Here is a 14,864-nt window from a genome sequence, read left to right as displayed (position 1 = left end):
AGACCATGTCCGATCGCGTTCCGGCCCCTTAATAGGGAACGCGGTCCTTCTTCTGGGCATATTTCTTCCAGACCTCGACGGCCTCTTCACGCATGATCTGCTGGGTCGGGATCGAGCGGTCTTTCACGTCCTTCTTGAGCTCGGCATAGATCATGCTGTCATCGAAGCCGCCGTATTCGAGGGCGTCCTCGACCTGCGCCGCGTAGAAGACGTTCTTGATACCGGCCCAATACGCGGCCGCCATACACATCGGGCAAGGCTCCGCGCTGGTATACAGTGTCGCGTTGCGAAGCTTGAAGCTGCCCTGCGATTTGCAGGCCTTGCGGATGGCCTCGATCTCCCCGTGCCAGGTCGGATCGTTCTCGGCCACGACGCGGTTGGCGCCCTCGGCGATAATCTCGCCATCCTGGACGATGACGCAGCCGAATACGCCGCCCGCGCTGTCGACCAGAGAGGTCTTCTCCGACAGGGCGATCGCCCGGGACATGAAGGTTTCGTGCTTGTCAGTCATCAGGGTTCTCTTTCTCCAGTCGCTTGACCACAAGCATCTGTTGAAGGGTTGCCGATTTCGAATTGCATGCGACGACGCGCAATCAGAACGCGCGCGATCATCAGATCTGACGCGCGCGTTTCAGATGACCTCGCCAAAAAACGGGGTTCGATGTAAGCGCATCAGTGTGGGCTGGCGCCTTCCGGACACAGCGTGCTGACCGGTCGAATAGACAGCGGCGGCGGAGGTACGTCAATGCCGGTACGCAATCGCCGCGAAGATGATTGTAAATACCTGCGTTACGACTGAAATAGACCGAAAGCTGGGCTGAAATTTTTCAAGACACACGTTGGCCCTAAGCATCGCGCGATGCTGGCGGTCCGAGCAGGGCGAGAACAGCATCCAATACCGATCTGCCTGAGACGCGACGACAAGAAAAAAAATATCTCCGTCGCAGGATCCCGGAGAGACTTCGACGGCCGTCGCTTCGGTCTGCCGTGCGCCCCACCCCGTATGGGCCGAAGCTGCGAGCCCCCTCCCCTCACGCCGCCTCGACCGTCAGCACCGTCCCGGACAATCCGACCACCCGCACCCGCCCGCCGGCCGGCAGGTCCGGCCCCTCGATCCGCCACAGGGTGTCGTCGAAGCGGATGCGGCCGGTGCCCTGGACGATCGGCTCGGCGAGCACGCCCTCACGGCCGATCAGGCCGCGGTCGGCGCGGTTGAGAATGGCGTCGTGGCGTCCGGCCCGGCGGTGCAGGCGGGTGGCGAGGCCGACCAGGACGAGGGCGAGGCCGGCGAACAGCAGGGTCTGACCCTGCCAGGGCATCGGGATCAGCGCGGCGGCGAGGCCGGTCGCCAGGGCCGCCAGGCCGAACCAGATCAGGAACACCCCCGGCGCCACGATCTCGGCGCCGGCCAGGACGAGGCCGGCGATCACCCAGCTCCAAGCCGGCCCCAGGGCCGCGAGGAGCGCCAGCGCATCGGCCATGGGTCAGGTCCGCGGCGCGACGTTGGGCGGCGTGCCCGCGCGCCGGGGCGGGCTCGCCTCGCCGAAGACCGCGCGGGTGAGCTCGCCGATGCCGCCGAGCGTGCCGGCCAGCGCCGCCGCCTCGATCGGCACCACCACGACGCGCTGGTTCGGCGCGGTGGCGAGCGCCCGCACCGCATCGACGTATTTCTCCGCCACCAGGAAGTTCGCCGCCGCGATGTCGCCCTCGGCGATCGCCCGGCTGACCATCCCGGTCGCCGCCGCCTCGGCCTCGGCGGAGCGCTCGCGGGCCTCGGCATCGCGGAACGCGGCTTCGCGGCGGCCCTCCGCCTCCAGGATCGCCGATTGCTTGCGCCCCTCCGCCCGCAGGATCTCGGCGGCGCGCTGGCCCTCCGCCTCCAGGATCGAGGCGCGCTTCTCGCGCTCGGCCTTCATCTGCCGGGCCATGGCGCCGGCGAGGTCGGCCGGGGGCACGATGTCCTTGATCTCGATGCGGTTGATCTTCACGCCCCAGGGCGAGGCCGCCGCGTCGAGCACCCGCAGCAGCCGCTCGTTGATCTCGTCCCGGTGGGCGAGGAGCTGATCGAGGTCCATCGAGCCGACCACGGTGCGGATGTTGGTCATGGTCAGGGTCGTCATGGCGAGGTCGAGGTTCGAGACCTCGTAGGAGGCCCGCGCCGCGTCGAGCACGAGGTAGAACACCACCGCGTCGATGGTGACGCCGGCATTGTCGCGGGTGAAGGCCTGCTGGCTCGGGACGTCGACCACCTGCTCCATCACGTTCACCCGCCGGCCGACGCGCTCGACGAACGGGATGATCAGGCCGAGGCCGGATTCGAGGGTGCGGTTGTAGCGGCCAAACCGCTCCACCGTGTAGACGTAGCCCTGCGGGATCATCTTCACGCCGGCCGCCAGCGTGATCACCGCCAGCGCCGCGGCGCCGACCGCGAACGTGCTCAGCCCGATCGTGACATCCATGAGGCCCCCCTCCCCGGCCGCACGGAGTCCCGCGGGCGGCTCAGATGCCAGCGTACCAGCTGAACCCGAGGCCCGCGACCATGCTGCCGCGGCCGTGGCCGATGCCGTCGACCCGGTCCACGGCCTCGATGCTCGCGAGGTATTTCAAGGACTTGTAGCCGAGCTGGCGCTCCACCCGCAGGCGGACCGGAGCGCCGTGGGCCACCGGCAGGTCGGCGCCATTCATGCCGTAGGCCAGGATGGTCTGCGGGTGCAGGGCGTCGAACAGGTCATACGTGTCCCACCAGCCATCGACGCTGCGAATCACCACGTAGCGCGCCTCCGGGCGCATCCCGGCGGCGGCGAGCACCTGAGACAGCGGGACGCCTGTCCACTGGCCGATCGCCGACCAGCCCTGCTCGCAGGAATGGAGCGTGATCTGCGTGCGCGCCGGCATCGCCTTCAGCTCCGCCAGGGAGAATGCCCCCGGCCGCTCGACGAGGCCCGTGACCGGCAGGCGCCAGTCGGAAAAACCCGCCGCCTTCGAGCGGCGATAGGCCGGGTCGTCCGGGTCGGTGGTGTTGATCGTCGGGAACACCGCCGAGATCGCCTCGGGGCCGAATTCCCGGGCGAGCGGCTGGCGCGCCAGCAGCAGGCGCTGGCCGGCGAAGGTGAGCCAGTCGCTCAGGCCGTAGGGGTTGGGGCGCAGAAGCGGCGCGCCGGGATCGCAGCCGCCGACGAGGCCGGCCGCGCCGAATCCGGCGGTCCCGAGGATCAGCCGGCGACGGGTCAGCGCGCTCATCGGGTCTCCTCCGCGTTGCCGGCCCGCCCGAGGATCATGCCGCGCATCAGCGCCACCGGCCGGTTGGCCAGCACCTGCCAGATGTGGATGGCGAGGAACGCCACCATCGCGAAGGCTGCCAGGAAGTGGATCGTCCGGGCCGATTGCCGGCCGCCGAATAGGGTGAACAGCTCCGGCCAGGCGGCGGTGACCCCGGGCGACATCGTGAGGCCGGTGAGCAGCATCAGCGGCGCCAGCACCAGCAGGACCACGAGATAGGCGATCTTCTGCAGCGCGTTGTAGCGGCCGGAGGGCGGCGCCCCGCCCCGCAGGCGCAGATGCGCCCGGATCTCGCCCGCGAGCGCCCGGGGCCGGATCTCGGCCGGTTCCGGCAGCAGGCGCCGCCGCAGATGCCCGCGCAGCAAGGCGAGGCCCAGATAGGCGGCGCCGTTCAGGACGAAAATCCAGGCGGCCAGGAAATGAAGGTTGCGCGCCCAGCCGGTCTGCTCCAGATCCACCGGCAGCGGCAAAGTCATCCAGGCCGGCGCGTTATTTGCTCCGGTCTCCCCCCAGAACAGTTTCGGCAGAGCCAGCAGGATCGCGGTGCCGCTGACCATCAGCGCCAGGGTCGCGGCCGCGCCGGTCCAGTGGGTCAGGCGCACCCAGGCCGGATGGCGCACCCGGCTGAATGGTCGACCTCTCGTTTCGATCATCATCGGTTCAGACCGCGGCCCTTATGGATCAGGGAACGCGCTGCGTCCGTGGTCGCTCCCGGCGTCGATGACGCAACGCTTGGTGAAGAAAAGATCGGCATGATACCCGCCACGCTCGCTGCGGACAGAAATCCTCTCGCTTCGCTGCGGCCGGCAAAGATCCCCACACAACCGGATTCGGTGCGCGCGTGAAGATTGCTGTCCTCGCACATCTGAAATACCCGATCGGCCAGCCTTATGCCGGCGGTCTGGAGATGCACACGCATCTCCTCACCGTCGCCCTGAAGCGGCACGGGCACGATGTGACGCTGTTCGCCAGCCGGGGCTCGGACCCGGCGCTGGATCCGGTGATGCTCTGCGACCCGACCGGGGACGCCGTGGCCGATCCGGAGCGCGAGGAAGCGATCGACCGGGCCGAGTACGAGGCCTACCGGCGGATGATGGAGATGGTCGCGGCCGGCGGCTTCGACCTGGTGCACAACAATTCGCTGCACGCCCTGCCCCTGCAGCAAAGCGCCCGGCTCGGCCTGCCCTGGGTCACGGTGCTGCACACGCCGCCCTTCGAGGCTCTGGTCTCGGGCGTCGTGAAGGCCGATCCCGACATGGCCTTCCTGGCGGTCTCGCCCTCGCTCGCGCAGGAATGGGAATCCCTCGTGCCGGGCGCGCAGGTGGTCGATAACGGTGTCGACCTGTCGACCTTCGCGTATTCCGACACGCCCGACGATCCGCCCTTCGCGTTCTGGTCCGGCCGGATCGTGCCCGAGAAAGGGCTGCACCTCGCCATCGACGCCGCCCGCGCGGCCGGCCTGCCGCTGCAATTCGCCGGGCCGAAGCTCAATCCGGGCTACTGGGCGGCCGAGATCGCTCCGCGGCTCGGGCCGGACCTGACCCATCTCGGGCACCTCTCGCACCGGGACCTCGCCCACCATCTCGGCCGGGCCCGGGTGGCGATCGTCTCGCCGCGCTGGGAGGAGCCCTTCGGCCTCGTGGTCGCCGAGGCCCTGGCTTGCGGAACCCCGGTGGCCGCCTTCCGCCGGGGCGCCCTGCCCAACATCCTCGACGCGCAATGCGGCCGCCTCGCCCGGCCGGACGATTCGCAGGACCTCTCGGTGGCGATCCGCGAGGCGGCCAACCTGTCGCGCCGCGCCTGCCGCGACCGCGCCGAGGCGCTCTACGACGCCGCCGCCATGACCGAGCGCTACCTCGAAACCTACGATGCGGTGATGACGCGCTGCGCCGAGCGGGCCCGGCCGACGCTGCGGGTGGCCGGGGGCCGGGCGTAAGGAGATCGGCGCGAAGCCTTGTTGGGGCTACGCTGTTCACCCATCGGCATTTGAAAGGCGGAACGCGCTCTCCTCCCCCTTGTGGGGAGGAGTTGGAGGTGGGGGTGGTTCAGGAGGCACCGCTGAGCGTCATCCGGCACCACCCCCACCCCTGACCCCTCCCCACAAGGGGGAGGGGAAAAATGCGGTGCTTCAAGCGCTTGCTGCCGAACGCAATGTGTGAATCCGCTATCCCGCACGGGAGAGGGGACCTGCGCCTCGACCCGCGAACGTGTGCCCCTCGTACCCGCGTGGCCCGCACTCTCGCGAAGGCGGGGAAAGCGCCGCGTCCTGCGTTCGGAACGATGAGGTGAAAAAAGCCGCTATGACTCTCGCAACCGCCGCCCCGATCGCCCGGCCCTGCGTCGTCTGCATCCCCGCGCGCAACGAGGAGGAGCGGCTGCCGCTGCTGCTCGCCTCCCTGGCCCGGCAGGACGGCTTTTCGGCCGAGGCGCCGCTGCGGGTGGTGGTGCTGGCCAACAACTGCACCGACGACACGGTGGCGGCGATCCGCGCCCTGGAAGACTCGGGCGCGCTCGCGAGCCTGAGGCTGCGGGTGATCGAGGCGGCGCTGACGGGTGCCGAGGCCCATGTCGGCACCGCTCGGCGCATGGCGCTCGATGCCGGTGCCGACTGGCTCGACGCCGAGGCCGGCCCGGACGGGATCCTGCTGACCACCGACGCCGATGCCCGCCTGCCGGCGGATTGGGTCGCGGCGAACCTGCGGGCGCTGCGGGCGGCCGACGTGGTCGGTGGTCGCCTCGTGATCGACGCGGACGGCGCCGCCGATCCGCGCCTCGCCGAGCTGCACGCGCGGATCGAGCGTTACTGGGCCGGCGTGCGCCGCCTGGAGGACATCCTGGACCCGCCACCGCACGACCCGGCCCCGCGCCACGGCGACCACACGGGCGCGAGCCTCGCCGTTCCGGTGGCGCTCTACCGCGCGGTCGGCGGGCTGCCGCCCCTGCCCTGCGGCGAGGACAATGCCCTCGTGAGCCTGCTCCGGGAGAGCGGCGCCCGCCTGCGCCACTGTCCGGACGTGCGCGTGATGGTCTCGGCCCGGCACCAGGGCCGGGTCTCGGGCGGCATGGCCACCGAGATGGCGCGCCGCGCCCGCGTGCTCGACGGCGAGCCCTACCTGCTGCCCGAGGCGGCCCATTGGCAGGCGCTGATCCTGCGGCGGGCTGCCCTGCGCCGGGCGTTCCACCTCGCCGGATCGGCCCGGGCCGAGGCCTGCGCCCGGCTCGGGCTCGACGCTGCCGCATGCGCCGCCCTCGAAGCCTGCCCCAACGACATCGCCTTCGTGGAGCGGGCCGACCGCATCCTCGAATCACGCAGCCCACCGGCGCGGGAATGCCCCCTCGACCGGGCGCTCGCCGACCTCGACGCCCTCGCTTTGTCGCTGCGGGAGGCCGCGTGACCCGCGGGATCGGCTGGTACGTCCACCACCAGGGCGCGGGCCATCTGCAGCGCGCCCGTGCGGTCGCCGCCGCCCTGCCCCGGCCCTGCACGCTGATCGGCACCCTGGCCGCGTTCGACACGAGCGGCCTGGACGTGCTCGATCTGCCGGACGACCGCCCGCTTGGTGGGTCGGAGTTCGACGGACGGGACGGCGAGGCCGAGCGGCCGGAGGCGCTGCACTACGCGCCCCTGAACCATCCCGGTGTGCGTGCCCGGATGGCGCGCATCGCTGAATGGGTCGGGCGGACCGACCCGGCGCTGATCGTGGTCGACGTCTCGGTGGAGATCGCGCTGCTGGCCCGGCTCCTGTCGGTCCCGACCCTGGTGGTGCGCCTCGCCGGAACCCGGACGGACCGACCGCATTGCGAAGCCTTCCGCAGCGCCACGCGCCTGCTCGCCCCCTTCCCCGAAGCCCTCGACGGCGCCGGCGTGCCGGATTGGGTCCGCGCCAAGACGCATTATGCCGGCTTTCTCGGCGCGCCGGCTCAGGCAGCTGCGGAGGCGAGCGACGCCATCGTGGTGGTGTTCGGCCGCGGCGGCGCGGGGGGCGATGTGGCCGATCTGGCCGCCGCAGCCCGCGCCGTGCCCGACCGGCCCTGGCACGTGCTCGGCCCCGTATCGGGCTCCGGCCAGATCCCAAAAAACCTGCACCTGCACGGCTGGGTCGATGATGTCGAAGCCCGGATCGCCCGGGCGGCCCTGCTGGTCGGCGGTGGCGGCGACGGCCTCGTGGCGCTGGCGGCCGGACAGGGCAAGCGCTTCCTATGCCTGCCGGAGGCGCGCGCCTACGGCGAGCAGACCGAAAAGGCCGAAGCCCTGCACCGGCTCGGCGCCGCCATCGCCCACCCGGGCTGGCCCACCGCCGAGGCCTGGCCCGGCCTGGTCCGCGCCGGCCTGGCCCTCGACCCATCGGTGATCGCCGGCCTGCACCGGCCGAGCGCGATCCCGGATTGCGCGGCCATGATCGAGGGATTGGTCCGGCAGCTCGGACGCGCCTGAGATGCGCCGTCAGCGGTGCGACGTTTCCATCGCGATCACTCGGTCGAACAGTCCACACCGTCATCGCGAGCGCAGCGAAGCGACCCAGTGCAGCGGGCGATCGCCGAACGTGGCGTATCCCTAGGTTGCTTCGCTGCGCTCGCAATGACGGTGTGGACGCCCAAGGGCCATCACAATCTTCGAGTGGCGCACCCCGGTCCCGGGCAGCACGCACCGGCCTTGACCCTCCACGTGGTGGAACCCGTAATCGAGTCGCCATGGGAGCGAAGACGTACACGATCGGTGATCTGGCGCGCCTCTCCGGGCAACCGGTGCGACGGATCCGGTTCTACTCGGACAGGGGTCTGCTGCCGCCGGCCCTGCGATCCGCGTCGAACTACCGGGTCTACACGGACGCGGATGTCGCCAAGCTCGATCTCATCCACGCGCTGCGCGAGGCCGGGGTCGGGCTCGACACGATCGGGCGGTTGCTGGCCCGTCGCCTGTCGCTGCACGACGTGCTGCGGACCCGCCTGGAGATCCTCGAAGCCGAGATCGCGGCCAAACACCGGGTAGCCACGGTCCTTCGTGCCACGCTTCGCATCCCAAACCCTGCCGATGGTGATCTGAGGAGGATTTGGACCATGAGCAACTTGAGCAATCAGCAGATGAAGGCCCTGGCGGAGCAGTTCGTCGACGCTATCGCGGCGGGCACGGCGCTCGACGGGTCGTGGCGGCGGCAGGTCCTCGACATGACCGTGCCGGAACTGCCGGCGGATCCCACGCCGGACCAGATCGCAGCCTGGGACGAGCTCTCGCGGCTGCTGGCGGATCCGACCTTCGTCCGCGAGGTGCAGGAGGGAACCAAGGCGTTCTGGACGGACGCGCTGGATCCCGAAGCCTACCAGACAGCCTCGCGCAGGGCCTATGAGAACGCCGCCGACGCGGCCGCGCGGAATCTGTCGCCGGGGAGTCCCGAGGCCCAGGCCATCGCGCGCACCTGGCTCGCGGACTCGGCCCGCGCCCTCGGACGAACACCCGACTCCGCATTCCAGGATTGGCACGTCGCGCAATACGAGCGGAATGCCGGGCGCCTCGGTCGATACCGCGAACTCCTGGGCGTCCTGGGCAAGGACTTTCCCATCGCCGTCGATCGAACGGTTTGGCGCTGGTTGAACGACGCTCTCAAGAGCCTTCAGCCAGCGCATTGATCCTCGCCGACCGCGCACGAAAAAGGCGCCCGTCTCTGCAAAGACGGACGCCGACAGGACGCTGGGGGTGACGGCGGACCGGACTAGGAAATCAGGTCCAGCTTGGCCGCCTCGAGACCATGGGCGCGGATCGTGTCCGGCAGGGCCGAGAAGTCGCGATAGCCGGCCTCGCGGGCCATGGCGTCGAAGGCCGTCTTCTCGTCGTCGGCCGCGCCGGTCCAGAGGACGGCGCCGCTCTTCACCTGCTTGATCTGAAAGATGCTCATTGACCGCTCCCCGGTGGCACGAAGACCATCACCCTAATAACGGCCTGTTAAGCAGTCGGTTGCAGGTCAAAAGCGGTAAACGGGGGCTGTTTTCATCTGAGCCCGACCTGCGGCCCGAGGTCCGGCGACGGACCTGCACGAAGCCGCTATGCTGGCACAACCGTTGGATGCCTGCGCCATGAAAACGCCGATCTACCCAGCGACGGAGACCAAAGACCCGTACAAAGCCGCCAGCGAGGCTTCCGTTTTGCCGATTTTTTCCGGGCGCGCGTTTCGCCGCTCTGCCTTGTGCGGGCTCGTGCTCCTGGCCGCCGCGCCGGCCCGCGCCGTGGAGACGGCCGCCGTCCCCGATGCCGCCGCCATCGCGCCGGCCGTTACCGTGGTCCCGGCCGAGCGCCGGGAGATCGTGGAACGGGCGGTGGTCACCGGCACGCTGGTTCCGCGCGACGAGATCCTGGTCGCCCCGGAGATCGAGGGGCTGCGCATCACCGACCTGCTGGTCGAGGAGGGTGATCGGGTCACCAAGGGCCAGGTGCTGGCGAAGCTCTCGCAGGAGATGATCGTCACCCAGGAGGCCTCGAACGTCGCTTCCATCGCCCGGGCCGAGGCGGCGATCGTCCAGGCCCGGAGCCAGATCGTCCAGGCCGAGGCCGCAAATATCGAGGCCAAGCAGTCGCTGGAACGCGCCCAGTCCTTGGCCAAGACCGGCAACGCCACCGCGGCCGTGCTAGAGCAGCGCGTCTCGGCGGCCCAGGGGGCCGAGGGGCGCTTGGCCGCGGCCAAGGGCGGCCTGCAATCGGCCCAGGCCGACCTCGCCACCGCGCGGGCGGCCGCCGCCGAGATCGCCCTGCGGCGCGCCCGCACCGATATCCGCGCGCCGGAAGCCGGCATTGTCAACCGGCGCACCGCCCGGGTCGGCGCCTCGGTCACGGCGGCGGGGGAACCCCTGTTCCGGCTGATCGCCCGCGGGGAGATCGAGCTGGAGGGCGAGGTCCCGGAGACCTCGCTCGCCCGCATCCAGGTCGGCGATCCGGCGAGCCTCGCTCTCGATGACGGCCGCACGCTGCGGGGCAAGGTCCGCCGGGTCTACCCGGAGGTCGACCGGGCGACCCGGCTCGGCAAGGTCCGCATCCGCCTCACCGATGATCCGGCCCTGCGCATCGGCGCCTTCGCCCGCGGCACCGTCGAGGTGGCGCGCCGCGAGGGCATCGCGGTCCCGGTCTCCAGCCTGCTCTACGCCGCCGACGGCCGGGCCAGCGTCCTGGTGGCGAAGGACGGGCGCGTCGAGGCGCGCGCCGTCACCTCGGGGCTGTCATCCGAGGGCTATACCGAGATCCGCTCGGGCGTCGCGGCCGGCGAGAGCGTCGTGGCCCGGGCCGGCAGCTTCCTGCGCGACGGCGATCGCGTGCGAGCCGTTTCCCGGCCGGCCGGCACCACACCCATGAGCGCTCCCGCGAGCCCGCCCATGGCTGACGCGGCCCCGCGGTAGGACACGAGTCATGCGCCTCAACGTCTCCGCCTGGGCGATCCGGAAGCCGCTGCCCTCGGTGGTGCTGTTCCTGGTCCTGATGATCCTCGGGCTGGTGAGCTTCCGCGCCCTGCCGATCACCCGGTTCCCGAATATCGACATCCCGATCGTCTCGGTGACGATCACCCAGTCGGGCGCGGCGCCGGCCGAGTTGCAGACCCAGGTGACCAAGTGGGTCGAGGATTCGGTCGCCGGGGTGAAGGGCGTCAAGCACATCCTGTCGACCATCACCGAGGGCATCTCGACCACCACGATCGAGTTCCGCCTGGAGGTGAACCAGGATCGGGCGACCAACGACGTCAAGGATGCCCTGGCCAAGATCCGCCAGAACCTGCCGCGCACCATCGACGAGCCGATCGTCTCCCGGGTCGAGATCGCCGGCCTGCCGATCATGATCTACGGCGCCTCCGCGCCCGCCATGACGCCCGAGGACCTGTCGTGGTTCGTGGACGACGTGGTCGCCCGGGGCCTGCAGAGCGTGAAGGGCGTCGGCGGCGTCGAGCGCCTGGGCGGCGTCGCCCGGGAGATCCGGGTCACGCTCAAGCCCGACCGGCTGCTGGCGCTCGGCATCACCGCGGCGGACGTGAACCGGCAGCTGCGCCTCACCTCCGCCGACATGGCCGGCGGCCGCGGCGAGGTCGGCGGCCAGGAGCAGTCGATCCGCGCGCTCGCCGCCTCGGCGAGCCTCGACACCCTCGCCCAGACCTCAATTGTGGTGCCGGGCAACCGCAAGGTCCGGCTCGATGAATTGGCGACCCTGTCGGACACCGCCGAGGAGCCGCGCACCTTCGCGCGCTTCAACGGCGAGCCGGTGGTGGCCTTCGCGGTCTCCCGGGCGAGCGGCGCCAGCGACGCCGACGTCTCGGTGGGGGTCGCCAAGAAGATCGCGGCGCTCCACGCGGCCAACCCGGACGTGCGCTTCGACCTGATCGACACCAGCGTCGTCAACACGATCGGCAATTACCACTCGGCCATGATGGGCCTGATCGAGGGCGCGGCGCTCGCGGTGGTCGTGGTGCTGCTGTTCCTGCGCGACTGGCGCGCGACGCTGATCGCCGCGGTGGCGCTGCCGCTCTCGGTGCTGCCGACCTTCTGGGTGATGAGCGCGCTCGGCTTCTCGCTCAACGCCGTGAGCCTGCTGGCGATCACGCTGGTCACCGGCATCCTGGTGGACGACGCGATCGTCGAGATCGAGAACATCGTCCGGCACATGCGGATGGGGAAATCGCCCTACCGCGCCTCACTGGAGGCCGCCGACGAGATCGGGCTCGCGGTCATCGCCATCACGGCGACGATCATCGCGATCTTCTCGCCGGTCTCGTTCATGGGCGGCATCGCCGGCCAGTATTTCAAGCAGTTCGGCCTGACCATCGCGGCGGCCGTGTTCATGTCGCTGCTGGTGGCGCGGCTGATCACGCCTCTGCTCGCCGCCTATTTCCTGCGCGACCACGGCCCCGACCACACGACGGACGGGATCGTGATGCGCGGCTACACGCGGCTCGTCGCGTGGTCGGTCCGGCACAAGTTCATCACGCTGATCCTCGGCATCGCCTGCTTTGCCGCCTCCATCGCCTCCACGGGCCTGCTGCCCGCGGGGTTCCTGCCGGCCGAGGACCAGGCCCGCACCCTGTTCGTGCTGGAATTGCCGCCGGGCGCCCGGCTGCCGGACACGGTGAAGCTCAGCGATGCGATCGTGGAGAAGATCCGGGCGCTGCCCGAGGTGAAGAGCGTGTTCGTGGATGGCGGCCGGCAATTGCCCGGCAAGAAGGAGGTGCGGCTCGCGACGCTGACCATCAACCTGACGCCGAAGAACACCCGCGCGCGCACCCAGAAGCAGGTCGACGCCGAAGTCGCCGAGATCCTGCGCGAGCAGCCCGATATCCGCTTCTGGGCCCTGCGCGAGAGCGGCCAGCGCGACATGGCGCTGATCATCGCCGGCCCCGACAAGGCCGTGGTGGCCGATGTCGCCGCCAGGCTCCAGCGCGAGGCCGCCCAGATCCCGCACCTCGTCAACGTCATGTCGACGGCGCCCCTCGACCGGACCGAGATCCGCATCCGGCCGAAAGCCGGGGTGGCGGCCGATCTCGGCGTCTCCACCGACACGATCGCCGAGACCGTGCGGGTCGGGACGATCGGCGACATCGGCATGAACCTCGCCAAGTTCAACGCCACCGACCGGCAGGTGCCGATCCGGGTGCAGCTGCCCGAGAGCCTGCGCGGCCGGCTGTCCGAGCTCGAGACCCTGAAGGTCCCGGTGAAGGGCGGCGCCGCGGTGCCGCTGGCGACGGTGGCCGATGTCAGCCTCGGCCAGGGCCCCACCGGCATCGACCGCTACGACCGCGCCGTGCGCGTCGCCATCGAGGGCGACATGCAGGGCAGCGACGCGCTCGGCGAGCTGATCAAGCAGGTCCTCAATCTGCCCACCGCCAAGAACCTGCCGCCCGGGGTCACGATCAGCCAGACCGGCGACGCCGAGGTGATGGGTGAGGTGTTCGAGGGCTTCGCGCTGGCCATGGGCGCCGGCCTGATGATGGTGTTCGGCGTGCTGATCCTGCTGTTCGGCAATTTCCTCCAGCCGCTCACCATCCTGTTCTCGCTGCCGCTCTCCATCGGCGGCGCGATCCTGGCCCTCTTGATCTGCCACATGCCGATTTCGATGCCCGTGGTGATCGGCATCCTGATGCTGATGGGCGTGGTGACCAAGAACGCGATCATGCTGGTCGACTTCGCCGTCGAGCAGATCCATGCCGGCGTCGACCGCACCACCGCCATCGTGGATGCCGGCCGCAAGCGGGCGCGGCCGATCGTGATGACCACCATCGCCATGGCGGCCGGCATGGTGCCCTCGGCGCTGGCCTACGGCATCGGCGGCGAGTTCCGCGCGCCCATGGCGGTGGCGGTGATCGGCGGCCTGATCGTCTCGACCGTGCTGTCCCTGGTCTTCGTGCCGGCGATCTTCGTCCTGATGGACGATCTCTCGCGCCTGCTCGGGCGGCTGTTCGGCCGGTTCGTGGGCGAGCGGGACGACCCGGAGGACGAGCCGGGCTACGGCGAGCCGGCCCATCCCGCCAATGACGGCCGCTCGACGCCGCCCCGGATCGCGGCGGAATAAGCGCGAGACGGGTAGGACCGCATTGCGCGCCGAGCCCGGATGGGCTGTGAGTCGCGCCCGACGAATCAACAGGGAATCGGGAAACGATGTCGGGTGGTCACGGGGCGATCGAGGGTTCGAACAAGCGCGTTGCGCTGCTGATCTCGATCCTGGCTTTGTTCCTCGCCTTCAGCGAGACCCTGGGCAAGGCGGCCCAGACGGATTCCATCGGCTCCAACGTCGAGGCCGCCAACCAGTGGGCGTATTTCCAGGCGCGCACGATCCGTTCGACGGTGCTCAAGACCGCCGACGAGGCCCTAGCCCTGGTCCCGCCCGGCCCGAACCAGGACGCGATCGCGGCCAAGCGCGCGGAATGGGCCAAGACCCTGGCGCGCTGGGAATCCGAGCCCGCCACCGGCGAGGGCCGTAAGGAGCTGAGCGCGAAGGCCCGGGCCTCCGAGGAGCGCCGCGACCTGTCGCTGCTGCGCTACCACCATTACGAGCTGGCCTCGGCGGCCTTCCAGATCGGCATCGTGCTGGCCTCCGCCGAGGTCATCACCGGCATCGCCATCCTGGTCTTCGCCGGCGGCTTTTTGGGACTGGCCGGCGCGGCCTTGCTCGGCTTCGGCTACTTGGCGCCGCACGCTCTGCCGTTCTTCCATTGAAACTCTGTTTGACCACGCGCTCGCGGCCGCCTGACGGTTCCGATCGACGGCGATCCCAATCCCTCCCCTCATCCTTGTAAGTCAGTCGGCGTCCGATCTGGTAAGGTCGGATCCGCGGCGACGGGCAGGACCCCGGCTCATCCTGGGGCTTTGAAGCCCGCACCTCAGCTTGGGAGCCTGTCCGTCCCTTCCACGACCCCGGACAGTCGCTCGGGCCGCAAGAGCCCGGTTGCGCAAGGGTGGGGCGGGATGGGACCGGTGTGTGTCGGGATCGACGTGTGCAAGGCGCGGCTGGACGTGCATGTCCTGCCGCAGGGTCAGGCGTTCGCGGTCGCCCGCGACGGCGCCGGCCTGAGCGATCTGGTGGCGCGCCTGCAGGCGCTGGGGCCGGATCTGGTGGCGATCGAGGC

The 14,864-nt window shown here is 70.2% G+C and carries 13 protein-coding genes and 1 pseudogene; 8 read left to right on the top strand and 6 right to left on the bottom strand.

Translation table 11 applies throughout. The annotated features are described in order from the left end of the window. Positions 1-28: 28 nt before the first annotated feature. The 5 genes from BM228_RS19955 to BM228_RS19935 all read right to left on the bottom strand — a co-directional run bounded on the left by BM228_RS19955 (position 29) and on the right by BM228_RS19935 (position 3,935). The gene (locus tag BM228_RS19955) at positions 29-511 is read right to left on the bottom strand and encodes a nucleoside deaminase (protein WP_092043371.1); all 483 of its coding nucleotides are present in this window, start codon (positions 509-511) and stop codon (positions 29-31) included. 520 nt (positions 512-1,031) lie between these two features. Then, positions 1,032-1,481, bottom strand: coding sequence for an NfeD family protein (locus BM228_RS19950; RefSeq protein WP_092043370.1), 450 nt, complete (start codon positions 1,479-1,481; stop codon positions 1,032-1,034). 3 nt (positions 1,482-1,484) lie between these two features. Then, a complete protein-coding gene (locus tag BM228_RS19945; protein WP_092043368.1) occupies positions 1,485-2,459 on the bottom strand; it encodes an SPFH domain-containing protein in 975 nt (324 codons plus the stop codon). 40 nt (positions 2,460-2,499) lie between these two features. Then, complete coding sequence (locus BM228_RS19940; RefSeq protein ID WP_092043367.1) at positions 2,500-3,240, bottom strand: molybdopterin-dependent oxidoreductase; 741 nt, start codon at positions 3,238-3,240, stop codon at positions 2,500-2,502. Beyond that, positions 3,237-3,935: a cytochrome b/b6 domain-containing protein gene (locus BM228_RS19935; RefSeq protein WP_092043365.1), complete on the bottom strand. Its 699-nt coding sequence runs from the start codon at positions 3,933-3,935 to the stop codon at positions 3,237-3,239. The genes BM228_RS19940 and BM228_RS19935 overlap by 4 nt, the downstream gene beginning before the upstream one ends. Positions 3,936-4,120: 185 nt before the next feature. On the opposite strand from BM228_RS19935, the gene BM228_RS19930 reads away from it, so the two are divergent. The 4 genes from BM228_RS19930 to BM228_RS19915 all read left to right on the top strand — a co-directional run bounded on the left by BM228_RS19930 (position 4,121) and on the right by BM228_RS19915 (position 8,904). After that, a complete protein-coding gene (locus BM228_RS19930) occupies positions 4,121-5,215 on the top strand; it encodes a glycosyltransferase family 4 protein (RefSeq protein ID WP_092043364.1) in 1,095 nt (364 codons plus the stop codon). A 364-nt stretch (positions 5,216-5,579) separates the two neighbouring features. Next, complete coding sequence (locus tag BM228_RS19925) at positions 5,580-6,674, top strand: glycosyltransferase family 2 protein (protein ID WP_092043362.1); 1,095 nt, start codon at positions 5,580-5,582, stop codon at positions 6,672-6,674. Then, positions 6,671-7,714, top strand: coding sequence for a glycosyltransferase (locus BM228_RS19920; protein ID WP_092043360.1), 1,044 nt, complete (start codon positions 6,671-6,673; stop codon positions 7,712-7,714). Before BM228_RS19925 ends, BM228_RS19920 begins: the two co-directional genes overlap by 4 nt. 257 nt (positions 7,715-7,971) lie before the next feature. Beyond that, on the top strand, positions 7,972-8,904 hold the full coding sequence (locus BM228_RS19915; RefSeq protein ID WP_092043358.1) for a MerR family transcriptional regulator: 933 nt from the start codon (positions 7,972-7,974) through the stop codon (positions 8,902-8,904). An 83-nt stretch (positions 8,905-8,987) separates the two neighbouring features. On the opposite strand, the gene BM228_RS19910 is transcribed toward BM228_RS19915, so the two are convergent. Continuing rightward, positions 8,988-9,170 carry a hypothetical protein gene (locus BM228_RS19910; protein WP_092043356.1) on the bottom strand — a complete coding sequence of 61 codons (183 nt, stop codon included), beginning with the start codon at positions 9,168-9,170 and terminating at the stop codon, positions 8,988-8,990. A 178-nt stretch (positions 9,171-9,348) separates the two neighbouring features. Here BM228_RS19910 and BM228_RS19905 point away from each other — a divergent pair, with 178 nt between their 5' ends. From BM228_RS19905 to BM228_RS35450, 4 genes and pseudogenes are all read left to right on the top strand, one after another. Beyond that, a complete protein-coding gene (locus BM228_RS19905) occupies positions 9,349-10,659 on the top strand; it encodes an efflux RND transporter periplasmic adaptor subunit (protein WP_092043354.1) in 1,311 nt (436 codons plus the stop codon). Positions 10,660-10,669: 10 nt separating this feature from the next. Next, complete coding sequence (locus BM228_RS19900) at positions 10,670-13,810, top strand: efflux RND transporter permease subunit (protein WP_092043353.1); 3,141 nt, start codon at positions 10,670-10,672, stop codon at positions 13,808-13,810. An 86-nt stretch (positions 13,811-13,896) separates the two neighbouring features. Beyond that, positions 13,897-14,454 carry a DUF4337 domain-containing protein gene (locus BM228_RS19895; RefSeq protein WP_092043351.1) on the top strand — a complete coding sequence of 186 codons (558 nt, stop codon included), beginning with the start codon at positions 13,897-13,899 and terminating at the stop codon, positions 14,452-14,454. Positions 14,455-14,703: 249 nt separating this feature from the next. After that, a pseudogene (locus BM228_RS35450) lies at positions 14,704-14,864 on the top strand (IS110 family transposase); the annotation flags it as partial.

The sequence above is a fragment of the Methylobacterium pseudosasicola genome (assembly GCF_900114535.1).
GTDB lineage: Bacteria > Pseudomonadota > Alphaproteobacteria > Rhizobiales > Beijerinckiaceae > Methylobacterium > Methylobacterium pseudosasicola.
Note: the sequence above shows the minus strand (reverse complement) of the source record. Positions and strands in the feature narration are given on the sequence as shown.